This window comes from Erysipelatoclostridium sp. AM42-17 (genome assembly GCF_003480255.1).
GTDB lineage: Bacteria > Bacillota_I > Bacilli_A > Erysipelotrichales > Coprobacillaceae > Faecalibacillus.
In genome coordinates this window covers 20,304-35,837 of sequence record NZ_QUIN01000006.1, presented here as the reverse complement: position 1 = coordinate 35,837, position 15,534 = coordinate 20,304, and the positions used below count along the sequence as shown (strand labels likewise).

Here is a 15,534-nt window from a genome sequence, read left to right as displayed (position 1 = left end):
CTCCTACAACATTTTCTCTAAGAATTGTCCGGTATAACTATCCTTGCATTGAGCGACTTTTTCCGGTGTTCCTGTAACCACAACAGTTCCACCACCATCTCCACCTTCAGGACCTAAATCAATGATATAATCCGCAACCTTGATCATATCTAAGTTATGTTCAATCATAATAATCGTATCCCCTTGATCAACAATTCTTTGTAAAACACTAATTAAACGATTGACATCATCACTATGTAATCCTGTTGTTGGTTCATCAAGAATATAGACTGTTTTACCAGTTGCCTTCTTTTGTAATTCACTAGCTAACTTAACACGTTGCGCTTCTCCCCCGGAAAGAGTTGTTGCACTTTGTCCTAATTTAACATAGCCTAATCCCACATCATAAAGTGTTTGTAATTTATTTTTTATTTTAGGTAAGTTCTCAAAGAATGATACAGCATCTTCAACTGTCATTTCTAGTACATCATAAATATTTTTATCTTTATATGTGACTTGTAACGTTTCTTCATTATAACGTTTTCCTTCACATTGTTCACAAGGCACATAAACATCAGGTAAAAAATGCATTGAGATCTTTTTAACACCATCACCTTGACAGGCTTCACAACGTCCTCCTTTAACATTAAATGAAAAACGTCCTTTATCATATCCTCTCATCTTCGCTTCATTAGTTTTAGCGAATAAATCACGAATATCATCAAAAACACCGGTATAAGTTACCGGATTAGAACGTGGTGTTCTTCCTATTGGATCTTGTGATACTTCAATCACTTTATCAATATTTTCAAATCCTTTAATTTCACGATACTTACCTGGTTTTTCTTTTGAATGATAAACATGTTTCATTAAAGCTTTACCAAGAATTTCATTCACTAATGTTGATTTTCCACTTCCAGATACTCCGGTTACCACATTAAAACATCCTAGTGGAAACTTCACATTAATTTTCTTTAAGTTATTTTCTTGTGCCCCTTTAATTTCAATAAACTTACCATTACCTTTTCTTCTTTTTTGAGGCACTTCTATTTTCTTTGCCCCTGATAAATATTGTCCTGTAATAGACTCCTTGCAAGCCATAACTTCTTGAGGTGTTCCTGCCACAATGACATTTCCCCCATGAACTCCGGCACCAGGACCAATATCAACAATAAAATCACTTTCTCTCATTGTATCTTCATCATGTTCTACAACTAAAACGCTATTTCCTAAATCACGAATATCCTTCAATGATTGAATAAGTTTATCATTATCACGTTGATGTAAACCAATCGAAGGTTCATCTAAAACATAGAGAACACCTGATAAACGTGTTCCAATTTGAGTAGCTAGACGAATACGCTGTGCTTCACCACCTGATAAACCACCAGCTCTTCTAGCAAGAGTAAGATAACCTAATCCAACATTATTTAAGAATTCTAAACGATCTTTAATTTCTTTAATAACTAAACGTGCAATATTTAATTGATAATCTGTTAATTGTAAATTTTTAATAAACTCTAAAGCTTGTTCAATTGACATTTCTGTAAATTCAGCAATATTTAAATCACCAACTCTTACAGATAAGACCTGATCATTTAATCTTCTTCCCTTACATGTAGGACATACATGTTCTGCCATAAATGAAGCATACCATTCTTTAGACCAACTTGATGTTGTTTCTTCATAACGTCTTTCAATAAGTGTTTTAACACCTTCAATGAACTTTGTTGTTTTACTTACATTACCACTACTTGATACAATTTCATAAGTAATAGGTGTTGAAGATCCATATAAAATATAATGCATTTCCTTTTTAGTAAAGTCTTTTAATGGTTTATCAAGATCAATATGATATGTACGACATAGCACTAAAAAACGTTGCCATTCAATACGATCTGTTCCTACTGATGTTTTAAAATAACGAATTCCACCTTGATTAATAGATAAATTCATATCTGGAATTAATAAATCAATATCGACTTCATTTTTAACTCCTAATCCTCGACAATCAGGACAAGCCCCTAAAGGATTATTAAAAGAAAATAATCTTGGTTCTAATTTAGGAACTGAAAAGCCACAAATAGGACAAGCTAAATGTTCACTAAATAATTCTTCCTTTTTCTTAGTAAGGTTAGAAACAATGACTTCACCACCAGTCAGTTTTAATCCTACTTCTAAAGAATCTATTAAACGACTACGATAACCTTCTTTTTTTATAATACGATCGATGACAACATCAATATTATGTTTTTTATTTTTATCTAGTTCGATTTTTTCATCTAATAGGCGCATCTCACCATCAACAATGACACGTAAGTAACCCTCTTTTAATAAATCATCAAAATAGTCTTTAAATGTTCCCTTTTGATTTTTAACCACTCTTGCTAGAATTTGTAATTTATCACCATCATCATAATGATCTATGATATCTGCCATTTGTTTAATTGTTTGACTTTCAATCACCGTACCATGAGTTGGACAATACGCTTTCCCTACACGAGCATATAATAAACGTAAATAATCATAAATTTCCGTTACTGTTCCTACAGTAGAACGAGGATTATTAGAAGTCGTTTTTTGGTCAATCGCAATTGCAGGCGATAATCCTTCTAATACATCCACATCTGGTTTTTCCATATTTCCTAGAAATTGTCTCGCATAAGCAGATAAGGATTCTACATAACGTCTTTGTCCTTCTGCATAAATCGTATCAAAAGCGAGAGAAGTCTTTCCTGAACCTGATAATCCAGTCATAATGACTAACTTATTTTTAGGAATCTCTAAACTAATATTCTTTAAATTATTTTCTCTAGCACCTTTAATAATTAATTTATCTTCCATTTAACTTCTCCTTTATTAAATGCATTATATCAAATTTATCGTGCCCTTTCATTTGTAATTCATAAGCCCAATCTAATAATTCTTTAAACTGGGAACCCCGAATACCTAAAGGTAATAAATCTTTTCCTGTAATGACTGGTTTTAAAGCTTCTTTCCCTAAACGACTTGTTTTATCTTCAATAAAATCATCCAGTAATTTAATTGTCTCTGGTCGATTATCATATCTACCTAATTTATCACATTTTGAAATCAAGACTAAATCTTCTAAAGGCATAATCCCATCAATGCCCTTTAATAGTTGATAAAAACGAAAATCACGACTATGATTCCTTGCCATATTCATTAAATGCATATGATAATAAATCATGGTTTTCACATACTGATTGAGTCTTTGATTTTGTAAAATACCGGCAAAGTATTCATTAAAGACTTGAACACCACTTTCATTATGTCCTGGTGCTCTACCATCAGAAGTCGTAACAAGTGGTTTACCAATATCATGTAATAAAGCACCCCACATAAAGCCTAAAGGATAACTCGTATGATGTTTACATAAAGCTGCTAAGTCTACAACTAATAATGTATGCGACATCACATCATCTTCAGGATGATAGTCTAATCTTTGGTGACAATCTTTTAAAACCATCAATGGTTTAAATAAACCATTGATTTTTAATAAGAATTTTAACCCGATTGATGGTTTGTTACTCATTAATAGTTTGTTATATTCACTTACAATTCGTTCATGACTCAAATGTTGTAATGCTCCTGCTTGAATCATTTTTTTACATAATTGTTGAGTTTGAATATCAACAGTCATTTCTAATCTTGAAGCAAATTGAGCTGCTCTTAAAATGCGTAAAGGATCTTCTTGAAAAGACTTTTCATCAATCATTTTAATAACATGATGATTTAAATCTTCAATCCCACCAAAAAAATCATAAATATGATGTGTTTGATAATCATACATCAAACTATTCATCGTAAAATCTCTTCGTCTACAAGCCTCTTTTAAATCCATATCTGGATTAAGAGAAACTTGAAAATCTCGATGTGTATGTCCTGTTTTTACTTCTATCCTTGGTAAGGCAAAATCAAAACGAGGTAAAGTATCTAGTTTGACAATGCCAAACGATTTACCTACAGTACGAACATGTCCATATTGAGATAAAATTTTAATCAATTCATCAATCGGTAAATGATAAATTTCAATATCTATATCATGAGGATTTGTTTTATTAAAAAGAATTAAATCTCTTATCGCACCACCAACAATATAAAGTTTAGCATGATGTTTAACTAAATCATCCAGTACTTTCTTTTCAAATGCATCAAATTGAAAACTATTTTTCACCTTGTAACTCCAACATCATATCTCTTAATTCCATTGCTCTTTCAAAGTCTAATTCTTTTGCTGCTGCTTTCATTTGTTTTTCAAGTTCAGCAATCACTTTCTTTTTATCTTGAGCTTTGGCTTTCTTACCTTTTTTAACTAAACTACTTGCATTATCAATAACTTCTTGACCATGAATTGCTTCATGAATTTCTTTACGAATAGTTTGTGGAATAATATGATGTTCTTTATTATATGCTTCTTGGATTTGGCGACGACGATTCGTTTCATCAATCGCATACTGCATTGATTCAGTTATTTTATCACCATACATAATAACCTTACCATGACTGTTTCTGGCTGCACGTCCAATTGTTTGAATTAATGAACGATTTGATCTTAAGAAACCTTCCTTATCAGCGTCTAAAATACATACCAGTGATACTTCTGGTAAGTCTAGCCCTTCTCTTAATAAGTTGATTCCTACTAGAACATCATACTTACCTAAACGTAAATCTCTTAAGATTTCCGTTCTTTCTAATGTCTTTGTATCTGAATGTAAATACGCTACTTTTAATCCTAATTCTTTTAGATAGGCACTTAAATCTTCAGCCATTCTCTTTGTAAGCGTCGTGATCAGCACTCTTTCATTAACTTCCATGCGTTGATGGATTTCATCAATGATATCATCTACTTGTCCTTCAATTGGTCTGACTTCAATTAAAGGATCTAATAAACCTGTTGGTCTAATAATTTGTTCAACAACATGATGATTCACTTTTTCTAATTCATAATCACCAGGTGTTGCTGAAACATAAATAGCCTGATGAATCAATGATTCAAATTCTTCAAAATATAAAGGACGATTATCTAAGGCACTAGGTAAACGAAAACCATACTCTACTAATGTTTCTTTACGACTACGATCGCCATTATACATTCCTCTTACTTGAGGTAACATGACATGACTTTCATCAACAACTAATAAAAAGTCATCCGGGAAATAATCAATCAATGTATAAGGTCTTTGTCCTGCTTTTCTGCCATCAATATGACGAGAATAATTTTCAATTCCGGGACACATTCCCACTTCTCTTAACATTTCTACGTCATGACGTGTTCTTTGTTCAAGGCGTTCATATTCAAGAAGTTTCGATTCAGCTTTAAATTCTTTTAAACGTTCTTCTAATTCTGTACTAATCGTATCACATGCCTTTAACATTTGTTCTTTTTTGGTTACATAGCCATAGGCCGGATAAATAGTATAAGTATTGTAACTGCCAAGGACATGTCCTGTTAATGGATCTACTTCACAAATCCGTTCTACAGTATCACCAAATAATTCTATTCTAATCAAATAAGACTCTGTATGACCCGGTACAATTTCAATTACATCACCACGAACTCTAAAAGTTCCTTTACTCTGTTCAATATCATTTCTTTGATACTGACGATCTACTAAAAAGGTTAATAATTCCCTGCGATCTATTTCTTGATCCACTCTTAATGAAAAAATCATTTCTTTATATTGTTCGGGGTTTCCTAGTCCATAAATAGAAGCCACCGAAGCCACAACAATGACATCTTTTCTTTCAATTAAAGAATTCATTGCTGCACTTCTTAGCATTTCTATTTCATAGTTTGTTTTAGCATTTTTATCAATATATAAATCACGTCCAGGAATATAGGCTTCCGGTTGATAAAAATCAAAGTTAGAAACAAAGTATTCTACTCTATTTTCAGGAAAGAATTCTTTTAATTCCGAATATAATTGTCCAGCTAACGTTTTATTGTGTGCCAAAACCAAAGTAGGCTTATTCACTCTCGCAATCACATTAGAAACAGTAAACGTTTTCCCTGTTCCTGTTCCCCCAAGTAAAACTTGTTCTTTTTTTCCGGCTTCAATTCCCGCTACTAATTCTTCTATTGCTTCTGGTTGATCTCCCATGGGTTGATAATCAGATACCAGTTTAAATTTTTCCATAGGCTTTCCTCCTATTGCATTTCTTGTAGTAAACGTGCATATTGTTGATCATGGCTTTGATCTTGAATATAGGTCATTACTCTCGCAATCAACATTAACTTATCATCTTCGCTATATGTGCCATCTTCAGTTAAGTTGTTATCTTTTTCAAATTGTTGTAAAGCACTCATAGATGCTTGAGAAAAATAACCATCTTCACGATCGACTTGATATCCTAAAATCTTTAACATCTTTTGCATTGATTTAACAGATGAACTCACTTGATCTACTTGTAATGGTGTTTTTATTTTCTTAATTGTAATATTAGATAAACTTGCATTATCTACTTTAATATCAGGTGTTAATCCTTTACCATGAATACATTTACCATTAGGTAACATCCATTTAGCATAAGTATATTTCAATACTGATCCATCAGATAAAGTTAATTGTGTTTGGGCTGTTCCTTTACCATAAGTCTTTGTTCCAATGAGCTTATATCCTAATTGATTTTGTAAAGTTCCTGCTGTTAATTCTGAAGCACTGGCTGTATTTTCATTAACTAAAATATAACCATAATCAAAATGATAATAATGATCTGTCTTAGCATAGTACTTTTTAGTCGCACTATTCTTTTCTTTCATTTGATAAATACATTTATCACTTGGTAAAAATAAATCTAAAATATTTACTGCTGCATTTAAATAACCTCCACCATTATCTCTTAAATCAATAACTAATGATGTAAGGTTTTTCTCTTTAAATTGTTTAAGGGCTTCTTCAACTTGATTAGCCGTATCAGTACCAAAGGTACTCATTTGAATATAACCAAATGATTTTCCATCTTGATTACGAATTTCATAACTTACAGAAGTATCCACAGCTTTTCTTGTCAGTGTCTTAGTAAACTGTTCTTTGCCCCTTAATATTCCTAATTCTACAGTAGTGTCCGGTTTACCACGTACATATTCTTTCACCTTATCAGTATCTAAACCAGCTAAAGGATGTCCATTAGCACTTACTAAAATATCTCCTGTTTTTAAATCTTGTTCACTGGCTGGTGAATGATCGTAGACTTTAGTAATCATCGCTCCTGCTGAAACCATTGTATAACCTACACCTATTCCTTGGTAGTTACCACCAACACTTTCATTAAATTGTGAAGCTTCATCGCTGGTAAAGTAACTAGAATGAATATCACCTAAGCCATCAACAAAACCTTTTAAACCGTCTGTTTCTATATCTACCTTTTCTCCACTGGCATTCACCCAATTATTTTTCATTGTTGAATAAACTTCTTCAACGACTCCTTTTTTATTAGTTGAATGAACAACATTTGTCTTTTTAGAAAAATAACCGGCAACAAAACCTAACGCTAAAGAAATAACAATAACAATTATAATTAACGTTTCTTTTACAAAACGTTTATCTTTCTTTTTTTCGACCTTCTTTGGTGGTCTAATAAAATCATCCATCGAATCACCTCGCCTTTTATTTTAACATAATTACAATTAAAATACTTTGCTTGATACACATTTTATTATAACCAACTTGAACTTAAACAAAAAAGAAATCTTGAAAAGATTTCCTTTAAGATAACTTCTTATATAAGTGATTACCAATAGATTGAATAATTTGTACAAAGATAATTAAAATAATACTTGCGGCAATAAGATAAGGTATTTGATAAGCCTGATAACCATAACGAATAGCAATATCACCAATTCCTCCGGCACCCAAAGCACCACCCATTGCACTATAGCCTACAATACTAATCATGGTAAGAGTAATGCCTGATAAAATACCTGGTAAGGCTTCTTTTAAGTAAACTCTGATAATAATTTGAAAATCACTTGCACCAAATGATCTCGCCGCTTCCACCAAACCAATATCAACACTTCTTAAGGCACTTTCAATAACTCTAGCAACAAAAGGAATCGCTGAAATAGTAAGTGGTACTAAAGCTGCTGTAGTTCCAATAGCCTTACCAGCAATTAATCTCGTAAGTGGGATCACAATAACCATCAAGATCACAAATGGGAAACTTCTAAAAACATTAACAATGACATCTAAAATATGATAAACAACTTTATTCGGTTTTAATCCTTCCGGTGCTGTTAATGTTAAAACAATAGCCGGAATAAAACCTAAAATCACTGCAAAGAACGTTGAACCTAAAACCATATATAATGTTTCATATGTGGCTTGTATTAATACTTCACTCATCCTATTTCCTCCCATCCAATTTGATGATCATTTAAATATTGTTGTACTGCTGGATAATCAGCTAATTCAACATTAATAATTAAACTTCCTAACATTGAACCTCTAAAGTTTTCTAATTTACCTTGGCAAATATCAAAATCAATATTTAAAGTTCTCGCTAAATCAGTAATCGTATGTGATTTAGCATTATTATTAGTAAAGAATAATTTAATATTCTTTCCTGTAGTAGGTAAAATTTCTATATCATCACCGATAAATTTTTGTATTTCTTTATCAGGTCCTACAAATAAATCTTCAGGTTTTCCTACTGATAAAACATGTCCATCCTTTAAAAAAGCAACTTTATTACAAATTTGTTTAATGACTTCCATTTGATGGGTTACTACAACAATAGTAATATCCAATTCTTTATTGATTTTTTGTAGTAAGTTAAGAATATCTCTTGTAATTTGTGGATCTAAAGCTGATGTCGCTTCATCACACAACAGAATCTTAGGATTTAAGACTAACGCTCTAGCAATAGCGACTCTTTGTTTTTGACCTCCACTTAATTGACGAGGATATGCTTGGCTTTTATCCTCTAAACCTACTAACTTTAATAATTCATCTATTCTTTTTTTATTTTCTTCACTTTTAGGGTTTTGTTTCCAAAACTTTAATGGTAAAGCAATATTATCATAAACATTTAAACGATTTAATAAGTTGAAGTTTTGAAAAATCATTCCCATTTCTTTTTGAATATAACTTAACTCTTTTTTGTTTAATGATGATATGGGCTGATGATCTACAATGACTTCTCCTTTTTGAAAGGTTTCTAAACCATTGAGACAACGTAATAATGTTGATTTACCTGCACCACTTTGACCAATAATACCAAAGATATCACCCTTATCAATGTTAAAAGAAATATCATTAAGCACTTCTAATTGTTCATAACTTTTATATAAATTCTTTATTTCTATCATTTTATATGTTCCTTTCAAATTGTAAACATCAGCCCTTATCATTAATCAGTAAATACGTCTTTTACAGAACCTTTATATTTTTTAATATATTCTTTTACTGCATCTGATTGTAATGCTTTCTTTAATGCTTTTGTTTTAGCAGATTTTTCATTTCCTTCTTTAACTACTAAATAATTAATATATGGTTTAGCTTCTTGATCAGTGAAATCTTCTGCTACTAAGACATTTGCTTTATCTCCTAAGTTATGTTCTAAAGCATAGTTACCATTAATAACCGCTACATCTACATCTGGTAAGTTATTAGGTAAATTAGCTGCTTCTAATTCTTTAAATTGATAATTGTGTGGATTTGAAGTAATGCTTTGTAAGTTATAATTTTTATCATTGTTTAACTTAATTAAACCTTGTTTTTGTAATAAAGCTAACGCTCTTGATTCATTAGAAGTATCGTTTGGAATAGCAATAGAAGCTCCATCTTTAATATCATCTAATGATTTAATATCTTGAGAATAAATTCCCATTGCTTCATAATGAATTCCTGCTACCGCTTTTAAATGCAAACCTCTTTGTTTATTTTGAGCTTGTAAATAAGATAAAGTTTGGAAATAGTTTGCATCTAAATCTCCATCTTCTAAAGAAGTATTAGGTTTAACATAATCAGTAAATTCTACTACTTTTAATTTATACCCTTTATCTTTTAATTCATCCTTTACCACATCATTGAGAATTTGTGCATGTGGTATTGCTGTTGCTCCTACTTTAATTGTTTTATCATCATTTGATGACCCATTAGCGCATCCTGCAAGTGTTAATGCAAATGCTGCCGATAATAATAATTTTAATCCTTTTTTCATTTTTATTTTCCCCCTCGTTTATTTTCAACACAACAAACAAAAAACTCATCCTTATCTAAAGGACGAGTTATACCCCGTGTTACCACCTTAATTTAAAATAATTTCACAATTATTTCCTCATCGAGTACTATCATACTCTATCACTGTAACGGGTGAAACCGTCATAGCCTAGCCTGTAATCAGGTTCGGTATGCAACTCCAAGGCCATCTTCGTTTATCATTCATCTTTCTTTTTCACCAACCAAGAATTCTCTATGCATGTTTGATAAATTACTTTCCTTTTCAATGTCTTTGTTGTATTGCGTAATTCATATTAAACCTATATGAATTAGATGTCAATAGTTTTTATATATTTTTCATTCAAAATAAAACTCACAAACCAAAAACACTTTGATTTATGAGTTAGTTATAAGACACAAAAAAAGGAATCTTATTTTTCAAGATCCCTTTTTGTTGTTTCACAATTGGATTATGCTAATTCAGCGAAATATTTAATAGTTCTAACCATGTTAGAAGTATATGAGTTTTCGTTGTCATACCAAGCAACTGTTTGAACTTCAGTAGTTCCGTTGTCTAATGGTTTAACCATAGTTTGAGTTGCATCGAATAATGATCCATAAGTCATACCAACGATATCAGAAGATACTAATAATTCTTCAGTATATCCGAATGATGGAGTTGTTGCTGCTTTCATAGCTGCGTTAACTTGTTCAACTGTTACTTCACCTTCAACAACTGAAGTTAAGATAGTAGTTGATCCAGTTGGAACTGGTACACGTTGTGCAGAACCGATTAATTTTCCGTTTAATTCTGGGATAACTAATCCGATTGCTTTTGCAGCACCTGTTGAGTTAGGTACGATATTTACTGCAGCTGCACGAGCTCTTCTTAAGTCACCTTTTCTATGAGGTCCATCTAATACCATTTGGTCACCAGTGTAAGCATGTACTGTTAACATGATACCTGATTTGATTGGAGCTAAGTTATTTAAAGCGTTAGCCATTGGTGCTAAACAGTTAGTTGTACATGAAGCTGCTGAGATGATTTTGTCTTCTGCAGTTAATACACCTTCGTTTACACCGAATACAACTGTTGGTAAGTCATTTCCTGCTGGTGCAGAGATAACAACTTTTTTAGCTCCTGCATCGATATGAGCTTGAGATTTAGCTTTAGAAGTGTAGAAACCAGTACATTCTAATACTACGTCTACTCCTAAATCTCCCCAAGGTAATTTTGAAGCATCAGCTTCTGCGTAGATTTTAATTTCTTTACCATCTACTGTGATTGATCCTTCACCAGCTTTTACTGTATCAGCTAAAGCATATTTACCTTGTGCTGAATCATATTTTAATAAATGTGCTAACATTTTAGGATCAGTTAAGTCGTTGATTGCAACTACTTCATATCCTTCAGCGTTAAACATTTGTCTGAATGCAAGACGTCCGATACGTCCGAATCCATTAATTGCTACTTTTACTGCCATTTTAATTTTATTCCTCCTTGAAATATCTTTTATGACCATATTATAAGTCAAACCCCTATTAAAAGCAACCTATTGAAAAGGGTTTCATGTAAAATAATTTTTCTTTTTTTATAACTCACCATTGTCATAATCTATATTCTTTTCTATTATTCGTAATTTTATACTTCTTTTTTTATTCATTCCTTAAAATATGTTTTAAGAATAATAATGAATTTATGAACTATACTTAAATATGGAGGTCAAGTTATGCATTTTATTCCTACTGTAATTGAAAAGAATCAAACAACCCAATATGCTTATGATATTTATTCTCGACTATTAGAAGAAAGAATTATTTTATTAACAGGCGCTATTGATGATCAAATGGCTAGTTCTATTATTGGTCAACTGTTATATTTGGAAGCCAAAGACAGTCACCAAGATATTTTTATGTACATTAATTCTCCTGGTGGCAGTGTTTCAGCCGGTTTTGCTATTTATGATACGATGAACTTTGTTTCCTGTGATGTCAGCACAATATGTTGTGGCATGGCAGCAAGTATGGCTGCCTTTTTACTGAGTTCCGGTCAAGCAGGTAAACGCTGTGCCTTACCTAATAGTGAAATCATGATTCATCAGCCTTTAGGAACCATTGAAGGTCAAGCTACTGATTTAGAAATCAATGCCAAAAGAATTATTAAACAAAAAGCAAAACTTGCACGTCTATTATCCAAGAACACTCATCAACCATTAGAAAAAGTTATGGATGATACGGAACGTGACTATTTTATGGATCCTGAAGATGCCTTACAATATGGTTTAATTGATGAAATAATTAAAAAAGCACCTTAGTGCTTTTTTATTTTACAAAATAGGTTTGATATACCAATTCAGCAAATAATGAATTGGCCCAAGCAAACCAAGGTCTTGTATATTCACTTGGTTGATCTTTATTAAATCCCTCATGACATAAACCTTCATTATTATTTGTTTTTAAAATTAAATCAATCATTTCTTTCGCTTCTTCTTTAGAACCTGTTAATCCTTGCATTGATAAAGCAATATGCCAAATATAATTCTCTGGAGTATGAGGACTACCAATACCACTGGCACATGTTCCTTGATAAAAATAAGGATTATGATGACTTAAAATAAATGATCGTGTATGTTGGTAAAGTACATCGTCTTTTGTACAATAACCTAAATAAGGCATAGAAAGTAAAGAAGGTACATTGGCATCATCCATTAAACAATAATTACCAAAACCATCTGTTTCATAAGCATACATTTTACCAAATTGAGGATGAAGGTAAATACCATAACATTGAATACCATAATCAATATCCCATTTTAATTGTCTTGCTTTTTCATATAAAACATCATCATGATAAATTTCTCTAGCAAATTCTTTAATATATTCTAATATCACACTCGCAAACATATTGGCAGGAATAAGATAATTAAAACGACAAGCATCATCACTTGGTCTAAAAGCACTCCATGTCATTCCAGTTTCATTAACCGGTAAACCTTTCCCCTTTCTTTTTAAGGTCTCTGTTTCTTCACGTTTCCAAGTTCTAGCAATCGGTCTTTCAAAGCGATATGTTGAAAGACGATGATCTTGTTCTAATACAAATGTATCCACGATTTTATGCATGGCTTTTAAAAAATCAGGCGTAAAAATATCGTATCGTTGACTTTGTTTATAAAACTGATATGCTAAACGAACTGGATAGCATAATGAATCAACTTCGTATTTTCTTTCCCAAATCATCGGATTCATGTCTGTACAATCATAATATTCTCTTTCATAGACCGGGTTTAAATTAAAAGCATTAGCATAAGGATCTAATAAAATACATTGAACCTGTTTATTAATAAGTCCCGCAATTAAATCGGATAATTCTTGATCTTTTGATACAAGAGGTAAATAGTGATTCACTTGAGCAGAAGAATCTCGCAACCACATAGCAGGAATATCTCCTGTAATGACAAAAGTTTCATTATCATTAACTTTTTTTAAAGTTGTTTCAATCGTTGAAACAAAACATTGTTTGAACATTTTTAATAATACAGGATTATCTTTTAATACATAATCTGCTTGTTTTAGTACTTCCTTAATTTGTGATGTTATCATAATTAGTCTCCTTTATCTTATTATATAATAAGATAAAAAAATAAAGAAAGATTTTCATAAAATAAAAAGCACTTTCGTGCTTTTTATTAATCTTCAATAACAAAGGCATTTCTAAGCATCTCTTCAATACCTGGTGCTTCAGGATCATGAGATGTTTTACCTGTATCTAATTGTCTCATTTCACTTTCAGTTAAAGAAAAATCAAAAATATCAATATTTCCTTTAATACGTTCTTTTTGTGAAGATTTAGGTAAAACAATCAGTCCATCTTGTACTTCAAATCTAAGGATGATTTGTCCGGCATTCTTATGATATTTATGAGCTAATTGTTGTACTAAAGAATGATTTAATAGTTCTTTATTACCATGTCCTAAAGGATAATAACATTCTAATTTGACATCATCTTGAGCCATAATCTTTCTTAATTCTTTTTGTTGACAAAAAGGATTACATTCTACTTGGTTCACTGCCGGTTTGGTTTTGAAATGAGGTACAAATTGATTCCATAGATGAGGTGTCATATTACTTACACCAATAGATTTAATTTATCCTTTTTCTTTTGCCTCTTCTAAAGCTTTCCATGCTCCTAAAACATCACCATAAGGTTGAGGAATTAAATATAAATCAATATATTCTGTTCCTAATTTTCTAAGTGATCTTGCAATTCCTACTTTAGCTTGTTCATATCCATAATCTTGTAACAACAATTTACTTGTAATAAAGATTTCTTTTCTATCAATACCACTATCTTTAATAGCTTTCCCTACATCTTCTTCATTGAAATAAGCAGCAGTATCAATATGACGATATCCTGCTTTTAATGCTTGTAACACTGCATCATATGTTGGTCCATTATTATCAATCATAAATACCCCAAACCCAATAGCTGGTATTTCATGACCATCATTTAATTTTACTGTTTCCATATTATTCCTCCTCATGTGCTTTAACACTATGTACCATACTTACAAATTCAGGATCAAAATGATTAACAATATCACTCTTTCCCGTATCTAATTTTGCTATTTTATCCATGTCTTCTTGATCTAATTTAAAATCCCAAACATCAATATTTTGTAAGATACGATCTAGATGGACTGATTTAGGAATAACGACAACTCCTCTTTCAATATTCCATCTTAAAGCAACTTGGGCTGCTGTTTTGTGATATTTTTTACCAATTTCAGTTAATACTGGATGTGTAAAAATACCATGACCACCTTCAGCAAAAGGACCCCATGCTTCTAAAACGACACCATATTTTTGAGCCGTTTTTAAAGCAAGTGGCTGTTGAAAAAAAGGATGGAGTTCTATTTGATTAACTGCTGGAATGATGTCTACTGTTTCACAAATATCCGCTAAAATATAGGGATAACTGTTACATACGCCGATTGCTTTTATTTCCCTGCTTTATAATTTTCTTCCATCACACGATATGCACCAATATAATCTCCCATCGGTTGATGAAATAAAGATTCACATAATCTAAACCTAATTTATTCAATGATGTATCTATTGCTTTTTGTACTTGGTTATAATCTTGTAACCTTAACTTCGTTGTAATAAATAAGTCTTCTCTTGTAACAATACCTTCATTGATTGCCTTTTTTATGGCTTTTCCAACTGCGACTTCATTTTGATAAACAGCAGCAGTATCAATTAGACGATATCCTGCTTTAATAACTTGATAAACTGATTCTTCACATTCTTTTTCATCTATAACTTGGTAAACACCAAATCCTTATAATGGCATTTTTAGACCATTATTTAA

The 15,534-nt window shown here is 31.6% G+C and carries 11 protein-coding genes, 2 pseudogenes and 1 other annotated feature; of the genes and pseudogenes, 1 reads left to right on the top strand and 12 read right to left on the bottom strand.

From position 1 onward, the window contains the following. Nucleotides 1-3: 3 nt before the first annotated feature. From uvrA to gap, 8 genes are all read right to left on the bottom strand, one after another. The gene (gene uvrA, locus DW911_RS03775; RefSeq protein ID WP_118432782.1) at nucleotides 4-2,823 is read right to left on the bottom strand and encodes an excinuclease ABC subunit UvrA; all 2,820 of its coding nucleotides are present in this window, start codon (nucleotides 2,821-2,823) and stop codon (nucleotides 4-6) included. Further along, nucleotides 2,813-4,177, bottom strand: coding sequence for a CCA tRNA nucleotidyltransferase (locus DW911_RS03770; RefSeq protein WP_118607485.1), 1,365 nt, complete (start codon nucleotides 4,175-4,177; stop codon nucleotides 2,813-2,815). The genes uvrA and DW911_RS03770 overlap by 11 nt, the downstream gene beginning before the upstream one ends. Then, nucleotides 4,167-6,140, bottom strand: coding sequence for an excinuclease ABC subunit UvrB (uvrB, locus tag DW911_RS03765; protein WP_118432784.1), 1,974 nt, complete (start codon nucleotides 6,138-6,140; stop codon nucleotides 4,167-4,169). Before uvrB ends, DW911_RS03770 begins: the two co-directional genes overlap by 11 nt. A gap of 11 nt (nucleotides 6,141-6,151) precedes the next feature. Then, nucleotides 6,152-7,594: a S41 family peptidase gene (locus DW911_RS03760; protein ID WP_118432785.1), complete on the bottom strand. Its 1,443-nt coding sequence runs from the start codon at nucleotides 7,592-7,594 to the stop codon at nucleotides 6,152-6,154. Nucleotides 7,595-7,709: 115 nt separating this feature from the next. Further along, a complete protein-coding gene (locus DW911_RS03755) occupies nucleotides 7,710-8,345 on the bottom strand; it encodes a methionine ABC transporter permease (RefSeq protein ID WP_118432786.1) in 636 nt (211 codons plus the stop codon). Next, nucleotides 8,342-9,310, bottom strand: a complete 969-nt coding sequence (locus DW911_RS03750; RefSeq protein ID WP_118432787.1) for a methionine ABC transporter ATP-binding protein — start codon at nucleotides 9,308-9,310, stop codon at nucleotides 8,342-8,344. The genes DW911_RS03755 and DW911_RS03750 overlap by 4 nt, the downstream gene beginning before the upstream one ends. Before the next feature lie 41 nt (nucleotides 9,311-9,351). After that, nucleotides 9,352-10,164, bottom strand: a complete 813-nt coding sequence (locus DW911_RS03745; RefSeq protein ID WP_118432788.1) for a MetQ/NlpA family ABC transporter substrate-binding protein — start codon at nucleotides 10,162-10,164, stop codon at nucleotides 9,352-9,354. A 55-nt stretch (nucleotides 10,165-10,219) separates the two neighbouring features. Next, nucleotides 10,220-10,459: a binding site (T-box leader), on the bottom strand. Nucleotides 10,460-10,633: 174 nt separating this feature from the next. Next, on the bottom strand, nucleotides 10,634-11,647 hold the full coding sequence (gene gap / locus DW911_RS03740; RefSeq protein WP_118432789.1) for a type I glyceraldehyde-3-phosphate dehydrogenase: 1,014 nt from the start codon (nucleotides 11,645-11,647) through the stop codon (nucleotides 10,634-10,636). 246 nt (nucleotides 11,648-11,893) lie between these two features. On the opposite strand from gap, the gene DW911_RS03735 reads away from it, so the two are divergent. Then, complete coding sequence (locus DW911_RS03735) at nucleotides 11,894-12,478, top strand: ATP-dependent Clp protease proteolytic subunit (protein WP_118607484.1); 585 nt, start codon at nucleotides 11,894-11,896, stop codon at nucleotides 12,476-12,478. Between the two features lie 7 nt (nucleotides 12,479-12,485). On the opposite strand, the gene DW911_RS03730 is transcribed toward DW911_RS03735, so the two are convergent. The 4 genes and pseudogenes from DW911_RS03730 to DW911_RS11295 all read right to left on the bottom strand — a co-directional run bounded on the left by DW911_RS03730 (nucleotide 12,486) and on the right by DW911_RS11295 (nucleotide 15,444). Then, a complete protein-coding gene (locus tag DW911_RS03730; RefSeq protein ID WP_118607483.1) occupies nucleotides 12,486-13,763 on the bottom strand; it encodes a glycoside hydrolase family 125 protein in 1,278 nt (425 codons plus the stop codon). A gap of 86 nt (nucleotides 13,764-13,849) precedes the next feature. After that, nucleotides 13,850-14,629 (bottom strand): annotated as a pseudogene (locus DW911_RS03725) (aldo/keto reductase). Nucleotides 14,630-14,834: 205 nt separating this feature from the next. Continuing rightward, a pseudogene (locus DW911_RS11300) lies at nucleotides 14,835-14,945 on the bottom strand (aldo/keto reductase); the annotation flags it as partial. 244 nt (nucleotides 14,946-15,189) lie between these two features. After that, nucleotides 15,190-15,444 (bottom strand): aldo/keto reductase, encoded by a 255-nt coding sequence (locus tag DW911_RS11295; protein ID WP_335673701.1) that lies wholly within the window; start codon nucleotides 15,442-15,444, stop codon nucleotides 15,190-15,192. Between the last annotated feature and the right edge of the window lie 90 nt (nucleotides 15,445-15,534).